The 17,783-nt window shown below is 53.9% G+C and carries 15 protein-coding genes and 1 riboswitch; of the genes, 8 read left to right on the top strand and 7 right to left on the bottom strand.

Annotation, left to right across the window (positions count from 1 at the left end):
• Positions 1-145: 145 nt before the first annotated feature.
• Positions 146-1,045 carry a lipid kinase YegS gene (yegS, locus tag AC4OVS_RS07685; RefSeq protein WP_038416387.1) on the top strand — a complete coding sequence of 300 codons (900 nt, stop codon included), beginning with the start codon at positions 146-148 and terminating at the stop codon, positions 1,043-1,045.
• Positions 1,046-1,133: 88 nt separating this feature from the next.
• On the opposite strand, the gene fbaB is transcribed toward yegS, so the two are convergent.
• Positions 1,134-2,186: a class I fructose-bisphosphate aldolase gene (gene fbaB / locus AC4OVS_RS07680; RefSeq protein WP_022648654.1), complete on the bottom strand. Its 1,053-nt coding sequence runs from the start codon at positions 2,184-2,186 to the stop codon at positions 1,134-1,136.
• Positions 2,187-2,434: 248 nt separating this feature from the next.
• Here fbaB and AC4OVS_RS07675 point away from each other — a divergent pair, with 248 nt between their 5' ends.
• Genes AC4OVS_RS07675 through AC4OVS_RS07665 form a run of 3 tightly spaced genes read left to right on the top strand, consistent with a single transcriptional unit; the run spans position 2,435 to position 5,663 of the window.
• Positions 2,435-3,712 (top strand): nucleoside permease, encoded by a 1,278-nt coding sequence (locus AC4OVS_RS07675; protein ID WP_022648655.1) that lies wholly within the window; start codon positions 2,435-2,437, stop codon positions 3,710-3,712.
• Positions 3,709-4,713, top strand: coding sequence for an ADP-ribosylglycohydrolase family protein (locus AC4OVS_RS07670; protein WP_023300562.1), 1,005 nt, complete (start codon positions 3,709-3,711; stop codon positions 4,711-4,713). Before AC4OVS_RS07675 ends, AC4OVS_RS07670 begins: the two co-directional genes overlap by 4 nt.
• Positions 4,710-5,663, top strand: a complete 954-nt coding sequence (locus AC4OVS_RS07665) for a PfkB family carbohydrate kinase (protein ID WP_023306586.1) — start codon at positions 4,710-4,712, stop codon at positions 5,661-5,663. The genes AC4OVS_RS07670 and AC4OVS_RS07665 overlap by 4 nt, the downstream gene beginning before the upstream one ends.
• Here the strand turns inward: AC4OVS_RS07665 and AC4OVS_RS07660 are convergent.
• Genes AC4OVS_RS07660 through thiM form a run of 3 tightly spaced genes read right to left on the bottom strand, consistent with a single transcriptional unit; the run spans position 5,637 to position 7,992 of the window.
• A complete protein-coding gene (locus tag AC4OVS_RS07660; RefSeq protein ID WP_022648658.1) occupies positions 5,637-6,383 on the bottom strand; it encodes a GntR family transcriptional regulator in 747 nt (248 codons plus the stop codon). The two genes, AC4OVS_RS07665 and AC4OVS_RS07660, sit on opposite strands and share 27 nt — an antisense overlap.
• Before the next feature lie 41 nt (positions 6,384-6,424).
• Positions 6,425-7,225, bottom strand: coding sequence for a bifunctional hydroxymethylpyrimidine kinase/phosphomethylpyrimidine kinase (gene thiD / locus AC4OVS_RS07655; RefSeq protein ID WP_491922301.1), 801 nt, complete (start codon positions 7,223-7,225; stop codon positions 6,425-6,427).
• Entirely contained in the window at positions 7,222-7,992 is a 771-nt protein-coding gene (gene thiM, locus AC4OVS_RS07650; RefSeq protein ID WP_491922300.1) for a hydroxyethylthiazole kinase, read from the bottom strand. Before thiM ends, thiD begins: the two co-directional genes overlap by 4 nt.
• A gap of 35 nt (positions 7,993-8,027) precedes the next feature.
• Positions 8,028-8,124, bottom strand: a riboswitch (TPP riboswitch).
• Positions 8,125-8,805: 681 nt separating this feature from the next.
• Here thiM and AC4OVS_RS07645 point away from each other — a divergent pair.
• From AC4OVS_RS07645 to AC4OVS_RS07630, 4 genes are all read left to right on the top strand, one after another.
• On the top strand, positions 8,806-10,035 hold the full coding sequence (locus AC4OVS_RS07645; protein WP_491922299.1) for a YadA C-terminal domain-containing protein: 1,230 nt from the start codon (positions 8,806-8,808) through the stop codon (positions 10,033-10,035).
• Between the two features lie 206 nt (positions 10,036-10,241).
• On the top strand, positions 10,242-10,685 hold the full coding sequence (locus AC4OVS_RS07640; RefSeq protein ID WP_022648666.1) for a hypothetical protein: 444 nt from the start codon (positions 10,242-10,244) through the stop codon (positions 10,683-10,685).
• 311 nt (positions 10,686-10,996) lie between these two features.
• Positions 10,997-12,373 carry a diaminobutyrate--2-oxoglutarate transaminase gene (locus AC4OVS_RS07635; protein ID WP_032623920.1) on the top strand — a complete coding sequence of 459 codons (1,377 nt, stop codon included), beginning with the start codon at positions 10,997-10,999 and terminating at the stop codon, positions 12,371-12,373.
• An 18-nt stretch (positions 12,374-12,391) separates the two neighbouring features.
• Positions 12,392-13,858 carry a pyridoxal phosphate-dependent decarboxylase family protein gene (locus AC4OVS_RS07630; RefSeq protein WP_022648668.1) on the top strand — a complete coding sequence of 489 codons (1,467 nt, stop codon included), beginning with the start codon at positions 12,392-12,394 and terminating at the stop codon, positions 13,856-13,858.
• A 52-nt stretch (positions 13,859-13,910) separates the two neighbouring features.
• On the opposite strand, the gene AC4OVS_RS07625 is transcribed toward AC4OVS_RS07630, so the two are convergent.
• The 3 genes from AC4OVS_RS07625 to AC4OVS_RS07615 are packed head-to-tail and all read right to left on the bottom strand — an operon-like array spanning position 13,911 to position 17,679.
• Positions 13,911-16,100: a polysaccharide biosynthesis tyrosine autokinase gene (locus AC4OVS_RS07625; protein ID WP_491922298.1), complete on the bottom strand. Its 2,190-nt coding sequence runs from the start codon at positions 16,098-16,100 to the stop codon at positions 13,911-13,913.
• Positions 16,100-16,549 carry an arsenate reductase/protein-tyrosine-phosphatase family protein gene (locus AC4OVS_RS07620; protein WP_022648670.1) on the bottom strand — a complete coding sequence of 150 codons (450 nt, stop codon included), beginning with the start codon at positions 16,547-16,549 and terminating at the stop codon, positions 16,100-16,102. Before AC4OVS_RS07620 ends, AC4OVS_RS07625 begins: the two co-directional genes overlap by 1 nt.
• Complete coding sequence (locus AC4OVS_RS07615) at positions 16,549-17,679, bottom strand: polysaccharide export protein (RefSeq protein ID WP_022648671.1); 1,131 nt, start codon at positions 17,677-17,679, stop codon at positions 16,549-16,551. The genes AC4OVS_RS07620 and AC4OVS_RS07615 overlap by 1 nt, the downstream gene beginning before the upstream one ends.
• Between the last annotated feature and the right edge of the window lie 104 nt (positions 17,680-17,783).

Here is a 17,783-nt window from a genome sequence, read left to right as displayed (position 1 = left end):
AGTATGCATTGTAAGCGCTACGGGGTTCTTTAGTCGATTTCAAAGCCCTTACGCGGGCTTATTTTTTGCCTTTCATCCTGTTCTTACCCGCTTTTTCCCTCTCTGGGATACACTCTTTCTATAGCTAAAAAAGGGAGCAACCCGGATGGCAACCTATCCAGACAGTTTATTAATTCTTAACGGCAAGAGTGCAGGCAACGATCTGCTGCGCCAGGCGATTACCGAATTGCGTGAAGACGGAGCATGCATACACGTGCGAGTAACGTTTGAAAAAGGCGATGCGGCGCGCTACATCGACGAGGGCATCAGGTTAGGTGTTCAGACCATCATTTCCGGCGGCGGCGACGGAACGATCAACGAGATCGCCGGTGCGCTCATTGACCTCAACGCCGCAGCTCGCCCGGCGATGGGCATTTTACCGCTCGGTACCGCCAACGATTTTGCCACCAGCGCCGGTATTCCGGAGGATGTAGGAAAAGCGCTACAGCTGGCCATTCTCGGTAAGGCTACCGCCGTCGATATTGCTCAGGTGAATGAAAAAACCTGCTTTATCAATATGGCGACGGGCGGTTTCGGCACCCGCATTACCAGCGAAACGCCGGAAAAACTGAAGGCCGCGCTGGGCGGCGTTTCGTATCTCATCCATGGTCTGATGCGCATGGACACGCTCAGGCCCGACAGCTGTGAGATCCAAGGTGAAAACTTCCACTGGCAGGGCGACGCGCTGGTGATTGGTATCGGCAACGGGCGGCAGGCAGGCGGCGGACAGCAGCTTTGCCCGGAAGCGCTGATTAATGACGGTCAATTACAGCTGCGTATTTTTACCGGCGACGGGCTGCTGCCTGCGCTGTTTACGACGCTGACGCAGCCAGAGGAGAGCCCCAATATCATCGACGGGAAATCCGCGTGGTTTGAAGTGATCGCCCCACACGGCATGACCTTTAACCTCGACGGAGAGCCGCTCAGCGGCGAGCGATTCCGCATTGAGGTGTTGCCCGGGGCGTTGCAGTGCCGGTTGCCGCCGGACTGTCAGCTTTTGCGCTGATGTGTTGCCGGGTGGCGGCCCTCTTCCCGTATGCACTGAACAGTCCCCTCTCCCCGTTGGGGAGAGGGTTAGGGTGAGGGGAAAAGACTTAAGCGATCGTGACCTTACTGTCCAGATAGACGTCCTGAACCGCGTTGATCAGCTTCACGCCGTCGGCCATAGATTTTTTGAACGCCTTACGGCCGAGGATCAGCCCCATGCCGCCAGCGCGTTTGTTAATCACCGCCGTGCGCACCGCGTCGGTCAGATCGGTTTCACCGCCTGCCGCACCGCCGGAGTTAATCAGCCCGGCGCGGCCCATATAGCAGTTTGCCAGCTGGTAGCGCACCAGATCGATCGGGTTGTCGCTAGTCAGCTTGCTGTAGACGCGGTCGTCGGTATAGCCAAAGTTCACCGCTTTATAGCCGCCGTTATTCTCGGCCATTTTCTGCTTCACGATGTCCGCGCCGATGGTCGCCGCAAGGTGGTTTGCCTGACCGGTCAGATCCGCAGACACGTGGTAATCCACACCGTCTTTTTTGAACGAGCCGTTACGCAGATAGGCCCACAGCACGGTTACCATGCCCAGCTCGTGGGCGCGCTCGAACGCCGCGGAGATCTCTTCTATCTGACGACGCGACTGTTCAGAACCGAAATAGATGGTTGCCCCGACCGCCACCGCACCCATATTGAACGCCTGCTCGACGCTGGCGTAGAGCGTCTGGTCGTATTCGGTTGGGTAGCTCAGGGTTTCGTTGTGGTTCAGCTTAACGAGGAACGGAATGCGGTGGGCATAGCGACGCGACACGGAGGCCAGCACGCCGTAGGTGGAGGCCACGCAGTTACAGCCCGCCTCAATCGCCAGCTCGACGATATTTTTCGGATCAAAATAGAGCGGGTTCGCGGCAAACGATGCCCCCGCAGAGTGTTCAACGCCCTGGTCAACGGGCAGAATAGAGAGGTACCCGGTTCCGCCCAGGCGGCCGGTATTATAAAGCGTCTGCATGTTTCGCAGTACGGCAGGAGGACGGTTGTTGTCGACCATGACGCGGTCTACGTAATCATGGCCAGGCAGATAAAGCTGGTCGGCTGGAATGGTCATACAACGATGCTGTAAAAGGCTGTCGGCGTCTTTGCCAAGCAGCTGCGCAATATCAGTCATAGTGATGCTCCCGTATGTCCGACATGATGTCGGAGCGTGTGATCCAAGCCCACGTTTTTGCAGGCAGACTAAGCCTGGTACCGACTTAACCTATTTTCCACCATTTGCAACTTTTTTAAGCACAATCTGCTGGCTCGTTTCATGTACAACATTTTTGTTACACTGATCAAACAATCGCCTTAAAGGTATTTAAAAGGTATTATCACATGGTATGTTACATGCGTACCTCTGACATGCAGGATTAAAAAATGAAAACGAAAGTCCAACTGTCATTCATGATGTTTGTTGAATGGTTTATCTGGGGCGCGTGGTTTGTGCCGCTGTGGCTGTGGCTGAGCAAGAGCGGGTTTACCGCCGGGGAAATTGGCTGGTCCTATGCCTGTACCGCTATTGCCGCGATCCTCTCTCCTATCCTGGTCGGCTCGCTGACCGACCGTTTCTTCGCCGCCCAGAAAGTGCTGGCCGTGCTGATGTTCGCTGGCGCGATTCTGATGTATTTCGCAGCACAGCAAACCCAGTTCAGCACCTTCTTCCCGCTGTTACTGGCCTACTCCCTGACCTATATGCCGACCATCGCGCTGACGAACAGCATCGCTTTTGCGAACGTCGATGACGTGGAGGCTGATTTCCCGCGCATCCGCGTGATGGGCACCATCGGCTGGATTGCATCCGGCCTGGCGTGCGGCTTCCTGCCGCAGATGATGGGCTATAGCGACATCTCTGACACCAATATCCCGCTGCTGATGACCGCTGCCAGCTCCCTTCTGCTCGGCGTCTTCGCACTTTTCCTGCCGAATACCCCGCCGAAGAGCACCGGCAAGCTGGATATCAAAGTGATGCTGGGGCTGGATGCGCTGATCCTGCTGCGCGATAAAAACTTCCTGGTGTTCTTCTTCTGCTCATTCCTGTTCGCCATGCCGCTGGCTTTCTACTACATCTTTGCCAACGGCTATCTCACCGAAGTGGGGATGAAAAACGCCACCGGCTGGATGACCCTCGGCCAGTTCTCTGAAATCTTCTTCATGCTCGCTCTGCCGTTCTTTACCAAACGCTTTGGTATTAAGAAGGTCTTGCTGCTGGGCCTGATCACCGCCGCCATTCGCTACGGCTTCTTTGTTTACGGCGGCGCCGAACAATACTTCACCTACGCCCTGCTGTTCCTCGGCATTCTGCTGCACGGCGTAAGCTATGACTTCTACTACGTCACCGCGTACATCTACGTGGATAAAAAAGCGCCCGTGCATATGCGCAACGCGGCGCAGGGCTTGATCACGCTGTGCTGTCAGGGCTTTGGTAGCCTGCTGGGTTACCGTCTCGGCGGCGTGATGATGGAAAAAATGTTCGCATATAAAGAGCCGGTGAATGGGCTGACCTTCAACTGGGCCGGAATGTGGACGTTTGGTGCAATCATGATTGTGGTGATTGCCGTGCTGTTTATGCTGTTTTTCCGCGAATCGGATAAAGAGATCACCGCAATTGAGGTGGTTGATGGCGATACCGCGCTGACACGAGGGGAAGTTAAATGAAACAAGACCGTATTCTCGGTGCTCTTTACGGGCAGGCGTTAGGGGATGCGATGGGGATGCCGTCTGAACTGTGGCCGCGCAAGCGGGTGAAAGCGCACTTCGGCTGGATCGACCGTTTCTTACCCGGCCCGGCTGAGAATAATGCCGCCTGCTACTTTAATCAGGCCGAATTTACGGATGATACGTCGATGGCGCTGTGCCTGGCCGACGCGATTATCGAATGCGACGGGGAAATTAATCCTGACGTTATCGGTAAGCATATTCTGGACTGGGCGCTGGATTTTGACGCGTTCAATAAGAATGTGCTCGGCCCGACCTCCAAAATTGCCCTGAACGCCATCCGTGACGGCAAGCCGGTGAGCGAGCTGGAAAATAACGGCGTCACCAACGGGGCGGCGATGCGCGCCTCCCCGCTGGGATGCCTGCTACCGGCCACGCGTCTGGCACATTTTGTTGAACAGGTTGCGTTAGCCTCCAGCCCGACCCATAAATCGGATCTCGCCATCGCCGGTGCGGTGGTGATCGCGTGGGCGGTTTCACGCGCTATCGACGGCGAGCGCTGGCAGAACATCGCCGATGCCCTGCCGGGTATTGCCCGTGCGGCGCAGGAGGCGAACACGACCACTTTCAGCGCATCGCTTTCCGCTCGTATTGAGCTGGCCCTGAAAACCGTGCGCGAAGCCAACGGTACGGAGTCCGCCAGCGAGCAGATCTATCAGCTTATTGGCGCGGGCACGAGCACCCTGGAGTCCGTTCCGGCGGCGATTGCGATGGTCGAACTTGCGGGCACCGATCCGAACCGCTGCGCGGTGTTATGCGCTAACCTGGGCGGTGATACGGACACTATCGGCGCGATGGCAACGGCCATCTGTGGCGCGCTGCACGGTGTACAGGCCATTGATCCGGCGCTTAAAAGCGAACTTGATGCCGTAAACCAGCTTGATTTCGGACGCTACTGCGAAAAACTACTGCACTTCCGGGAGCAAAGGGAGGGCGTATGAGTGCTTTTGCCCGCCGTCTCGAAACCCTTCACGCTACGCGCCCCGTAACGGTGCTCGGCGCGGCGGTCATCGACGTGATTGCCGACGCCTACGCCCTGCCCTGGCGCGGGTGTGATATCGAGCTGAAGCAACAGGGAGTGAATATTGGCGGCTGTGCGCTGAATATCGCCATCGCCCTCAAGCGGCTCGGCATTGCAGCGCAAAACGCGCTTCCCGTTGGCCACGGCGTGTGGGCCGATATTATCCGTAATGCCATGGCGAAGCAGGATCTGCACAGCGCCGTGGAAGCGGAAACGGGCGATAACGGCTGGTGCCTGGCGCTGGTGGAGCCTGACGGTGAACGGACCTTCATGTCGTTTAGCGGTGTGGAGAATCAGTGGCAGCAACGCTGGCTGGACGGGTTAAGCGTGCCAGAGAAAAGCCTGATCTATTTGTCCGGCTACCAGCTGGCGTCGCCCAGCGGCGAGCTGCTGACGGCCTGGGTGGAACGTCTTCAGGATGTGACGCTCTTTATCGATTTCGGTCCGCGCATCGCGGATATTCCCGACCCGCTGATGGCGCGGATTATGGCCCGTAAACCGGTTGTCTCGCTCAATCGGCAGGAGGCGGAACTTGCCGCCGAATGGCTTGGCGTGAACGTGGAACAGCTCGGCACTCAGTGGCAGCAACGGTTTGGCGCTGCGCTAATCGTACGCCATGATAAAGACGGGGCGGTCTGGTACGACGGTGACGCTTCCGGACACGTTCCGGCGTTTCCTGCTACCGTCGTCGATACCATCGGCGCCGGTGACAGCCATGCGGGAGGTACCCTTGCCGGGCTGGCTGCGGGATGGTCACTGCCAGAGTCGGTGCAGCTTGGCAATGCCGTGGCCGCCTGGGTAGTCAGCCATCGCGGTGGAGACTGCGCCCCCACGCGCGAGGCCCTACTCCTCGCACACAAAGACGTATAGGTCGCTGCGGCAGTAGCTGATGCTGTACTCAATTGGCCGCTGCTGTTGATCGAGCGCGACTTGCTTGATCACCAGCACCGGTATCTTATCGTCCATCTTGATATGCGCCTGAAACTCGCTGTCCGGCATCCGGGCGCTGACGCGGGAACGGGTGCGCTGCGGAAAGATATTCTGGCTGCGGAAGTAATCATAAAGCGAGACGCCAATGTCGTCCGGGTTGGGAATTAATCCTACCGGTACCCAGGACTCCTCTATCGATACCGCATCGTCATCCACGTAACGGATGCGCTTAAGCAAAAACACATCGCTTTCCGGCGCAAGGGAAAGATGGCGGGCGATCTCTTCCGGGCACTTCACGATGCGTTTATTGACCCACAGGGTGTTGGGCGTTTTGCCACGCAGCACCACCTGCTGAGAAAAGCCGCGCGCCTCTTTCAGCGAATATTCAAAGATATTGTTGATTTGCGTCCCGTATCCACGCGCGCGGGTAACGACGCCAGCCTCTTCCAGCGCCTGCATGGCTTTACGCACCGTAATACGCGACACTCCGGCCAGCTGGCTCAGATCGCGCTCGCCGGGCAAAATATTACCGTGCGCGAGCACACCGCTGCGCACCGCGTTCTTGACCGTTTCGGCAAATTTCAGATACAGCGGCGTGTTGTCCGGTGCGGCAATTCGTTCCTTGAGTTGAGCAATTAACCGGGTATGCGCTTGTTCCATCTCTGTTTTTCTCTGGCATGAGTTTCATGCCAGTATACGGCTTACCACCATGCATGAAAATGGTGAACCGGACCAATACCGTGACCCACTTCCAGAGAATCGGCTTTTGCCAGCGCGCCCGAGAGCCAGACCTTCGCCTCCTGCACCGTATCCGCCCATGTGGCGTGACGAGGACGCAGCGCCGCCAGCGCCGCCGAGAGCGTACAGCCCGTGCCATGGGTGTTTTTGGTCTGGACACGTGGCGCGGTGAAACGTTGCGTGCCATCGTGGGTGAAAAGCCAGTCCGGGCTTTCTGCATCATCAAGATGGCCGCCTTTCATCAGCACCGCGCGACACCCCATCGCCAGCAGCGCATTCCCCTGCTCTTTCATCTCACGTTCGTTTTGCGCGTGTGGCGCATCCAGCAGCGCGGCGGCTTCAGGCAGGTTTGGCGTGATCAGCGCAACCTGCGGCAGCAGCTTTTTACGCAGGGTGTCGACAGCCGAGGCGGAGAGCAGCGGATCGCCGCTTTTGGCCAGCATCACGGTATCAAGCACCACGTTTTTTATCTGGTAGTGTTTGAGACGTTCAGCGACCGCTTCAACAATGTCCGCCTCTTCCAGCATGCCGATCTTGGTGGTGTCGATACGTACGTCGCTGAATACCGAGTCCAGCTGCGCGGCGACAAAATCCGGGTCAATGCGATACACCGACTGTACGCCGCGCGTGTTTTGCGCAACCAGCGCGGTGATAACCGAGCACCCGTATGCGCCGAGCGCAGAGAAGGTTTTCAGGTCTGCCTGGATCCCCGCTCCGCCGCTGGGATCGGTTCCCGCAATAGTCAGGGCATTAATGCGCGTCATACCTGTTCCTCCAGCGCGTAAAGCGCGTCCAGAAACGCGGAGACAAAGCTGCCAGGCCCCCGGCTTTGAGTCAGGGCAACTGACCCTGCGCGCTTCATAAAGCCGCAGGCTGCCGCCGCGTTATCAAGCCTGTCGCCAGGCAGCGAGCAGCAGGCGGCGACGACCGCCGAGAGCGCACAGCCAGTTCCTACCACGCGGGTCATCAGCGGGTCGCCCCCCGCGACCGTACGGGTTCGCTGGCCGTCGGTGATGTGATCCACTTCCCCTGTGACGACTACAACGGCGTGGGTCTGGCGGGCAAGCGCCTGCGCAGCGGTCAACGCGCTCGCTGCCGTATCGGTGGAATCGACCCCACGTCCGCCCGCACTCATTCCGGCAAGGGCGAGGATTTCGGAGGCGTTGCCACGAATGGCCGCAGGTTTAAGGGATAATATTTGCTGGCAAAAACGGGTGCGGAACGCCAGCGCGCCAACCGCGACGGGGTCCAGAACCCAGGGTGTGCCCGCGGCTACCGCGCTCTCAATAGCCCGACGCATCGACTGGGCGCGCGGCGCGGTGAGCGTGCCAACGTTGACGAGCAGGGCATCGGCAAGCGCGGCAAACTGTTCCGCTTCCTCGGCTTCGATCACCATTGCCGGGGAAGCACCGAGCGCGAGCAGAACGTTGGCGGTGAAGGTATGCACGACATCGTTGGTCATACAGTGCGTGAGCGGGGAACGGGTTCGGAATTGATGTAAAACGTGTGAGTCGAGCAGGTCAGGCTGCATGGTTTCGCTCCTGCCGTGCGGAAAGAAGCGATGACCGGGTAGGCATCTGACTTCCCTACGCTGGCATTATCCAGATCAGGTAATACGGGTATTTCTCAGCCTTCACAAGGAAGGGCACCCCGAGTCAAATCATTTATAAAACAAAAGTTTAAACAATACTTTGTTATTTAGTGTACCCGTGGTTGAGCCTGGTGACAACCATTTTCCCTTTATCTCACTGCCTTATAAGGTACAGACGGGTTCAGGTTACACAAAAAATGAGAAATTCTATTGTTCATTTTCCGGTATTATTTGTACTGAATAAATAACTAACATTGAATTCACATTAAAAATATCTTTATTTAATGTCTACATTGAAAATCTTACGGAAGAATATCTTGCCCTTTATTTAAACACACCCACTCGATAATGTTTACTTTCAGCTTTAAAGGTCGTGATTTTCATTTGAAAACCCCGTGTAAACCTTAATTTCCATCACTTAAATAAAACCCGCATAAGTGTTAAAATAAAACCTCATGAAAATCATAAGGTTAAATTAAGACAGTTCGCAAGCGCATCACAACAAATTGATTTTAAAGAAGAAACAATGCAAGAGCATTATTTCTCATCATTCTTATCATTAATAAGAAACATGATCAAAATCAATATTTCTCGCCGCGAAATATCTATAGTTTCGCTCCGTTACCAACATAAATATTAAATACAACTATAAAATTCGACACACTTAAACTTACCCATTCAGCTCTGCTTAAACAAACGTTAGCAATATCGCTAGCGTATATTTTATCTGCCAAACACTGTGAGTCATTTCAAATGAAACCTGTTAGTGAAACCGTCATCGCTGTCGCTATTATCGGTGCTCTTTTTGCTGGTACAATGAACGTAGCTAAAGCTGCTGATGTAAATGTAACTCTTAACGATAATGTTACCAATTCAGGTACTTTTATTCAGGTTCAAGGGACTAACAACACCGCATATAACCTTGATAACATCAAGGCTAGCAACACTCAACAAGACGGACAAATCTATAATCTGCAAGGGGATGTTGAGAAGGCAAACATAGCTATCAATAATGCGCAAGATACTGCTAACACTGCTGTAAATAAAGCTGATGCTGCTCAAGCTGGTGTTAATGCTAATGCACAATTTAACTCTACTTTGAATCAGAAAGTAGATGATAACAAAGCTGATCAGATCTCCACCGACAACAAACAAAATATTTTGATTAATGACATTAACAACAAAGCAGACACTGCTTTACAAGGTGTTGTTAACAATGGTTCCGATATTAAATCATTCCAAGATGAAAGCGCGTTACAAGGTTCTGTATTGATTAACCATGATCAACGGATCACCGCTTTAGAAAACCAAACACCACCTAAAGACGGTGTTAATGGTAAAGATGGTGTTGACGGTAAAGACGGGGCAACGGGTGCTACAGGCGCTGCAGGTGCAACTGGTGCGCAAGGTTTAAAAGGTGATACAGGCGCACAAGGAATAGCTGGGAAAGATGGTGCTCCAGGTGTTAAGGGTGAGAAAGGAGATAAAGGAGATTCCATCAAAGGTGATAAGGGCGACACTGGCGCTAAAGGTGATAAAGGGGATGCAGGTAAAGCTGGCTCTAACGGAATCACAACTACCATCACTAAGAAAGAAGTTGATACTAAAACTATCAATCTGGTTAAGTCACTCAATACCCAAACTACAGCACAAGCTAAAGATCTGAAAGCTGCTCAACAAGTGTTCGCACAAGCGCAAGCTAACACTAACTCTCAATTCAAGAGCCTGAAAGATGAAGTTGATAGCAATAAGAAAGAAGCCCGTTCAGGTGCTGCTAGCGCTGTAGCTATCGCCTCTATGCCTCAAGTAGAGAAAGAACAGGCTGTCATGTTCTCTGCTGGTGTAGGTAGCTTTAAAGACGAGCAAGCTGTTAGTGTGGGTGCATCCTTCCACGTTGGTAGCAACACCATCGTTAAAGCTGGCGTAAGCGATTCTACAAATAATGATCTTGCTATGGGCGCAGGCATCGGGATTGGCTTTTAAGAAAAACACGTAACTCGACTACATTCATAATAGAGGAAGCTTTTCAGGGCGACAGTACTTCGCTGATGGAAAGTATGATGATGGCCAATAACATGCTCAAACACATTTTTATTTCAGCTGCCCTGTATCTATTGCTTATTTCGGTCGGGGTCTGGATCGGCATTATGTACGTTTCTTATTATTTGTGTCGTTTTTAAGGTGATAAAATGAAAAAATCAATGATGCTAGTGTTAAGCGCTGCCGTACTTGCTGGGTGTATTTCGCCTGCACACGCCATTAGCGCACACTATCGTGCTCAGTTAGAGCGCTCGGGATGCACGCAAATTAGCGCTGGCGATGGATCTTGCGATATCAGCAAAACCAAAGCGGAAAACGCGGCACAACACGAACCAACGGCATCCGTACACGATCCCCTTCGCGAAGCCTCGTTCTCGTCGGATACGGTTAACGCTACCCTTTCTAACGGCTTTTTTAGCGCTACCGTGAACGGCAAAAAAGCCAGCGTTAAACGTCTGAATGCGAATTTCTATGAGATCCATGGTAACGGTTTTGTGATATCGATAAGCCTGGATGAAAACGGTATTACGGACGCGTCATGGAATAAAACAAAGGGACGTGAACACGGCGTTTTACGCGTTACTCAAAAATAAACAGTCTAAGGAGGCTCTCCGCCTCCTTTTAGCCTGCCAGGCGCACAATTTGCCACACTCTTTCATCTGATTTTACAATGCTGACAATCCATATATAAGCCACTGTTTTTATTGAGAATAAACTGCATATTTTTGCCGGAAAATGAGGTTATCCCCTCCCCTGTGCCCTGTGTCACAAAACAGTAAACAAATTAACCATTGAGCCCGGTGACAAAAGGCTCTATATTGGCGGCGTTTTTTTCAGGCCCCATCTGTTTTTTAACTTTTTATTCAATCGTTGCTCATAACGAAGCGGCGGTTGTAGGAGTGATATGATGACGGATAAAGTCCGTATTGACACCGTAGATGCCCACAAAAGCAACGAAACCTATCTGGCCCGTCAGGCCGAGTTTGAATCTAACGTCAGGAGTTATCCGCGCAAACTGCCTTTAGCGATCACGAAAGCAGAAGGCGTGTGGATCACCGATGCAGATAATAAAGAATACCTTGACTGTTTAGCAGGCGCAGGCACCCTCGCGCTTGGCCACAATCATCCTGATGTGCTGAAAAGCATCCAAAATGTCATTACCAGCGGCTTGCCGTTACATACCCTGGATCTGACTACGCCGTTGAAAGACGCGTTTTCAGAATACCTCCTCTCTCTGTTGCCTGGTCAGGGCAAAGAGTACTGTCTGCAATTCACTGGCCCGTCCGGGGCTGACGCCGTTGAAGCGGCGCTGAAGCTGGCGAAAAAAGTAACCGGTCGCAGCGGTATCATCAGTTTCTCTGGTGGTTACCACGGTATGACCCACGGTGCACTGTCCGTCACCGGTAACCTGTCTCCGAAAGAAGCGGTTGACGGTATGATGCCAGAAGTCCAGTTCATGCCTTACCCACACGAGTACCGCTGCCCACTGGGTATCGGTGGTGAAGCGGGCGTGAAGGCGCTGACCTACTACTTCGATAACCTGATCAACGACGTTGAAAGCGGCGTGCGTAAACCTGCCGCGGTGATCCTGGAAGCTGTTCAGGGCGAAGGCGGCGTGAACCCGGCTCCGGCTGAGTGGTTGCAGCGCATCCGTAAAGTGACTCAGGAACACGGCATTCTGCTGATCCTCGACGAAGTTCAGGCTGGCTTTGCCCGTACCGGTAAATTCTTTGCCTTCGAACACGCAGGCATTGAGCCTGACATCATCGTGATGTCCAAAGCAGTTGGCGGCGGTCTGCCACTGGCTGTGCTCGGTATCAAGAAGCAGTTCGATGCGTGGGCGCCTGGTCACCACACCGGTACCTTCCGCGGCAACCAGCTGGCGATGGCAACCGGTCTGACGACGCTGAAGATCCTGAAAGACCAGAATATCGCGGGCAAAGTTGCCGCACAGGGCGAATGGCTGAAAGGCCAGCTGAAAGAGATGGCGAAACGCTATCCGGTTATCGGCCACGTTCGCGGTCTGGGCATGATGATCGGTATTGAAATCGTTAAGCCACATGAAGCCGCCGACCACATGGGTTGCTTCCCGGGCGATGGCGAGCTGTCTGCACTGATCCAGAAGAAGTGCTTCGAAGCAGGCCTGATTCTGGAGCGTGGCGGCCGTAACGGTATCGTTCTGCGTCTGCTGCCGTCACTGCTGATCAGCGATGACGAGCTGAAAGTCTTCCTGGATAAATTCGAGCAGGCACTGCTTGCTGCGGGCGTTCGCCCGGCGTAACCGGAGTTGTTGATTACGATGTCTGATTCAAACCCAATTTTGTTCTCCTCTGCCCAGAGCATTGAAGCTTACCAGCAGGCGATTGAACAAAGCACTCAGGCTGTGATGCAGTGGCTGAAACAGCCTGAGATGTACCAGGGCAAAACGGTCGCGGAGCTGCGCGACCGTATTAAGCTGGATTTCAACCCGAAAGGGCTGGGCAACGAAGCGGCGATTGAACGCGCCGTGGAGTTCTTCCTGAAAGACAGTTTGTCCGTTCATCACCCGCAGTGCGTGGCGCACCTGCACTGCCCAAGCCTGGTCGTAAGCCAGGCGGCGGAAGTTCTAATTAACGCCACCAACCAGAGTATGGACTCCTGGGATCAAAGCCCGTCCGCAACCATTATTGAGATCAAGCTGATCGAATGGCTGCGTACCCGCGTGGGTTATCAGGCTGGCGACGCAGGCGTCTTCACCAGCGGCGGCACCCAGAGTAACCTGATGGGCCTGATGCTGGCGCGTGATGCGTTCTTCGCGCGTCAAGGCCACTCGGTACAGCAGGACGGTCTGGTGGGCGATCTGCGCAAAATTCGCGTGCTGTGCTCTGAAAACGCCCACTTCTCCGTGCAGAAAAACATGGCGCTGATGGGCCTGGGCTACCAGTCCGTGGTGCAGGTGAAAACTGATGAATTCTCCCGCATGGATCTCACCGATCTGGCGGCGAAAATCGAACAGTGCAACGCGAACGGCGAACAGATTCTGGCGATTGTGGCCACGGCCGGCACGACGGATGCGGGTGCTATCGATCCGCTGCGTGCTATTGCTGAGCTGGCTGCGAAACAGAATATCTGGGTACACGTTGATGCGGCCTGGGGCGGCGCGCTGCTGATGTCTGAGCAGTATCGTCACTATCTGGACGGTATTGAACTTGTGGACTCCGTAACGCTGGACTTCCACAAGCAGTTCTTCCAGACCATCAGCTGCGGTGCCTTCTTGCTAAAAGAAGCACGTCATTATGAGCTGATGCGCTATCAGGCGGCTTACCTGAACTCTGAGTTCGATGAAGAAGCGGGCGTGCCTAACCTGGTTTCCAAATCTCTGCAAACCACCCGTCGTTTCGACGCGCTGAAACTGTGGATGAGCCTGGAAGCGCTGGGTCAGGAGCAATACGCGGCAATTATCGATCACGGCGTGACGCTGGCACAGCAGGTTGCGGCTTACGTAAAAGAGCAGTCTGCTCTGGAACTGGTTATGCAACCCCAGCTGGCAAGCGTGCTGTTCCGCTTCCGTCCGCAGACCCAGATGGCTGACGCCGGTATCGCCCTGCTGAACCAGAAAATTGGCGATGCACTGCTGGAATCCGGCCGCGCAAACGTCGGGGTGACCGAGCATAACGGCGTCACCTGCCTGAAGCTGACCCTGCTGAACCCAACCGTGACGCTGGAGGACGTTAAAGTCCTGCTGTCTCTGGTTGAGCGTACCGCGCAGGAAGTGATGGCGAAGTAATGCTTTTCCCTCTCCCATCCGGGAGAGGGTTTATTTTCCCGTCCTGACGCCCCTATCCTTTTTTCCTCGAAGCATAACCGTAGTCATACTGGCTGTACCCCGAGCTGTAAAACAGCGCTGCGGATTTAACAATATCGTTGAGGATTGTGCCGCTGACCTTCACGCCAACGTGCTGTAGACGTTTAACGGTATTCTCCATCTCTTTCACGCTGGTTTTATCGTAACGGGCAACCATTAGCGTTGTTCCGGCTGCTCTGGCAACCAGCGCGGCATCATTGACGGCAAGAACTGGGGGTGTATCGATGATGACAATGTCATAGTGCTCGTTAACCCAGGACATGATGTCAATGAACCGTTCGCTTAACAGCATTTCTAACGGACGCAGGGGTTCCGGGCCGCAGGTGATGACGTCAATTCCCCCTTTTTCAGCATGCTGAATGACCTCCCCAAAGTCGCGCTTCCCTTCCAGCAGGCAGGATAATCCGTGGCGGTTCTCCAGGCCAAAAATATTATGCACATAACCCTGGCGCATATCCGCATCAATAAACAGCGCCCGCTGACCGCTCTGCCCGGCAATGGCCGCCAGGTTCGTCGCCACCAGCGTTTTTCCGCAGTCCTGCGTGGGGCCAGAAATCATCACAATGCGATTCTCAGCCTCCATCATGGTGAAATGCAGACTGGTTCGCAGCCCGCGTACCGCTTCAACAAACATATCAGCAGGTCGATCGACTGGCAGGAAAGGTACATCCGAGGTTTTGTGTGTCCAGCGACGAGAAAACGGATTTTTTCTGCGCAAATGCGTTTTACTCCACAGCCACTGTGAACGTGGTAACGTCGCCAGAACCGGCATCCCCTGCGCTTCCAGCTGTTCGGAAAGCGTGATCCCACGTTTGAACGCCTGACGTACCAGTACGGTCCCCATTGAAAGGATGAGCCCGAACAGCGCGCCAAGCGCAATGATTAGCGCTTTTCGCGGTTTTATCGGATCCGGGAGTGTAACCGCCTCATCAATGATCCTCACGTTCCCGACAGCGCTGGAGCGGGAAATATTCAGCTCCTGCTGACGCGTCAAAAGCTGTAAATAAATCGTGCGGCCCGACTCAACATCGCGGCTCAGGCGTAAAATCTCCTGCTGCGTGGAGGGCATCGAGGACACACGGTTATTCAGACGATCCCGTTCCCGCACAAGGGTTTGTCTTTTTTCATGCAATGCACGGTAGGTAGGGTGACTCTTTTTAAAGAGCTGGGAAATTTCTGCCTCCCGGAACGTCAGCTCATTTAGCTGATTCTCAACGTTCACAACCTGATCCAGGACGGATTTTGCCTCTAAAGACAGATCCACAGAGTCGCGCTGCGCCCGGTAGGCATTCAGCCGCGCTTCAGCCTGATCCAGGTCCGCTCTGATTTTCGGTAACTGCTCCTGTAAAAAATCCAGACTACGCGAATCCTGAGCCTCCTGGCGCGCGATATTTTGCTGAAGATAATTTTCAGCAATCGCATTCAGCACCCGGGCGATTTTGTCAGGATCTTCACCCGTCAGGGTTAAGGTCACAATACCGCTCTGTTTCTCCGATTCCACGACCGTCAGACGCTTCTTCAGCGTGTTGATCGTCTCCAGGCGCGTCAACGACTTAAGCGAAAACTGTGTGCCTGGCGTCGCCTCAATCGAGGTCACCCGCAGCACGATCCCTTGCGTAACCAGCGTTTTACCCACCTGGCCGTCTGCCTCAATGTTTTCGCCCGTCAGGTGATACCTTCCCGCTTCCTGTACGGTCAGCGTGACTTCTTGCGCTTTGCCCTCCACCTGCGGGATCTGGAGTTCGCCTAACGTTATGTTGCCCTGGCCACGCCCTTGCAGACGCTGCCAGAGACGCCCCACCACAGGCAAAACGCGCTGCTTTGCCTGATACGTCAGATCTAATTTGTCGACGGTCTCGCCGAGGATCATGCGAGATTTCAACAGTAAAATTTCAGGGGCAACATCCGGCGAAATATCGGTGCCCAGCTGGCTCAAGCCTTTGAGCAGGCCGTTATCCTGTTTGCTTTCTATTTGCACCATAGCATCCGCCTGATAAACAGGTGGCGTAACCCAGGCATAGAGGCCCGCGCATAAAGTGAAAAGGAAAGTCACGCACAATATCATCGTGCGGTGGTCGATCATTTCGCCGAGCAAACGAACGAGATCGATTTCATTTTGTTCGGGTGCCCCTGCACCATAACTGTCTGTTGTGTAAGACGACATTAATGCTTTATTCCTTTCTGTCCTAAACGACGTGCCCATTCCTGGCTGGCTTTACCCAATAGCCCGAACACATATTCAAACGCTTCACGGCTTTTACGATAGGGGTCTGGGATATCCTGCGGCTCCAGCCACTGCCCAAAAAGCAGCGACTTCCCCCTGTTTTCCGGTGCCATGGCTGCAATGAAGCGAAGATGTTCCGGCTCCATAACCAGGATGAGATCGGATCCCTGCATCAGCCTGCGTGTCAGCCTGCGCGCCACATGACCGTCGAGGGAGATCCCATGCCGCCAGGCCACGTCCTGGGCGCACTCATCCGCCGGATACCCCTCAAGGCCGAGTATTCCCGCCGAGGTGATGTGTCTGTCGGGCAAGTGCTGGCGCAAAAGCCGTTCTCCAATCGGAGAACGGCAGACATTTCCGGTACATACCACGAGTATTGATTCGAACATTATTGCGGCCACGATCTGATATAACGAACCGTTTCGGTGAGGTCATGCACCCCGCTGATTGTCGGAACAAGCTGTGTTATTACGCGATTCCAGCGGGAGAGTGGAGCAGTGGTGACATAGACAATGTCGTAAGGCTCAAGCTGAAACTCGGTGCCCAGCACCATGGCCGAAGCGTCTTTTGCATTCAGTTGATAGATATTCGCAATTTTCCCGGACTCGCGTACCGAGCGGATAACAAAAATACCCGTCGCATCAGCCATATTCTGGTCCAGGCCACCGGCATTGCCGAGCGCTTCGGCCAACGTCATGCCGCTGCGATCCATCTTCAGCGTGCTCTGTTTAACAACTTCGCCCATCACGAATACTTTCAGCGCATCGTTGCGGGGAATAAACAAGATGTCGCCAGGGTTGAGCAGCTTATTCTGGGTTAAATCGCCATGCTGCATCAGGGCATAAAGGGAAATTCGGGAATCCTGACCATTGTGAGTCAGCACCACGTTCCGCCAGTCCGCATCAGCAGTAAGCCCACCTGCGGCATTAACGGCATCCATAACCGTCAGCGGAATGTTGGTGATGGCCTGCTGGCCAGATTTCGCCACTTCTCCCGTAACGTAGGCTTTTTGCGAACGGAAAGCGGCAACGCTGACGTCGACCTGGGGGCTTTCAATGACGTTATCCAGCCGCGCGGTGATCTCCTCGCGCACTCTGGAAACCGTTTTTCCCGCCACGTGCAGTTTACCCACGTAAGGATAAAAGAGCGTGCCATCGGCATTGACCCAGTTTCCCGTATCGCTTGCGCTGCGATACTGTCCCGCGGGCGTAGTCAGCTCCGGGTGATCCCAGACGGTGACCGTCAGGATGTCACCGATTCCAATACGGTATTCCCAGTTTTTGACCTGCTCATCAAGATTAGGATTTGCCTGAGATTTAGCTGCTGCGGGACGTAGTTTCTCAATTAATCCGGGCGTTAGTGGATAAATTTCGATTTGTTTATCTAAACTATTATTGAGATCAGCCGGCGCAATTATTTTTTTGCCTGCGGAACTTAACGTTTGACCGGGAGAAATTACGCACCCCGCCAACTGACTTATTGCTAAGAATATTACAGATAATGCTGTTGTGTTTTTCATTTATATATACTTATCATCCCTGCTCGTAGCGAACGCCCGACGGGGCGCAGCCCTGCGCTAACCCACGCTTGAAATAAGTTTCTTTTCAAGGGAATACTAAAACG

This window comes from Enterobacter sp. 4974935, from assembly GCF_058661735.1.
This window is presented reverse-complemented; position numbering and strand designations above follow the sequence as displayed.

Coding starts and splice junctions, on each gene's coding strand:
- yegS (WP_038416387.1), top strand. CDS start 146: ATGGCAACCTATCCAGACAGTTTATTAATTCTTAACGGCAAGAGTGCA.
- fbaB (WP_022648654.1), bottom strand. CDS start 2,186: ATGACTGATATTGCGCAGCTGCTTGGCAAAGACGCCGACAGCCTTTTA.
- AC4OVS_RS07675 (WP_022648655.1), top strand. CDS start 2,435: ATGAAAACGAAAGTCCAACTGTCATTCATGATGTTTGTTGAATGGTTT.
- AC4OVS_RS07670 (WP_023300562.1), top strand. CDS start 3,709: ATGAAACAAGACCGTATTCTCGGTGCTCTTTACGGGCAGGCGTTAGGG.
- AC4OVS_RS07665 (WP_023306586.1), top strand. CDS start 4,710: ATGAGTGCTTTTGCCCGCCGTCTCGAAACCCTTCACGCTACGCGCCCC.
- AC4OVS_RS07660 (WP_022648658.1), bottom strand. CDS start 6,383: ATGGAACAAGCGCATACCCGGTTAATTGCTCAACTCAAGGAACGAATT.
- thiD (WP_491922301.1), bottom strand. CDS start 7,225: ATGACGCGCATTAATGCCCTGACTATTGCGGGAACCGATCCCAGCGGC.
- thiM (WP_491922300.1), bottom strand. CDS start 7,992: ATGCAGCCTGACCTGCTCGACTCACACGTTTTACATCAATTCCGAACC.
- AC4OVS_RS07645 (WP_491922299.1), top strand. CDS start 8,806: ATGAAACCTGTTAGTGAAACCGTCATCGCTGTCGCTATTATCGGTGCT.
- AC4OVS_RS07640 (WP_022648666.1), top strand. CDS start 10,242: ATGAAAAAATCAATGATGCTAGTGTTAAGCGCTGCCGTACTTGCTGGG.
- AC4OVS_RS07635 (WP_032623920.1), top strand. CDS start 10,997: ATGATGACGGATAAAGTCCGTATTGACACCGTAGATGCCCACAAAAGC.
- AC4OVS_RS07630 (WP_022648668.1), top strand. CDS start 12,392: ATGTCTGATTCAAACCCAATTTTGTTCTCCTCTGCCCAGAGCATTGAA.
- AC4OVS_RS07625 (WP_491922298.1), bottom strand. CDS start 16,100: ATGTCGTCTTACACAACAGACAGTTATGGTGCAGGGGCACCCGAACAA.
- AC4OVS_RS07620 (WP_022648670.1), bottom strand. CDS start 16,549: ATGTTCGAATCAATACTCGTGGTATGTACCGGAAATGTCTGCCGTTCT.
- AC4OVS_RS07615 (WP_022648671.1), bottom strand. CDS start 17,679: ATGAAAAACACAACAGCATTATCTGTAATATTCTTAGCAATAAGTCAG.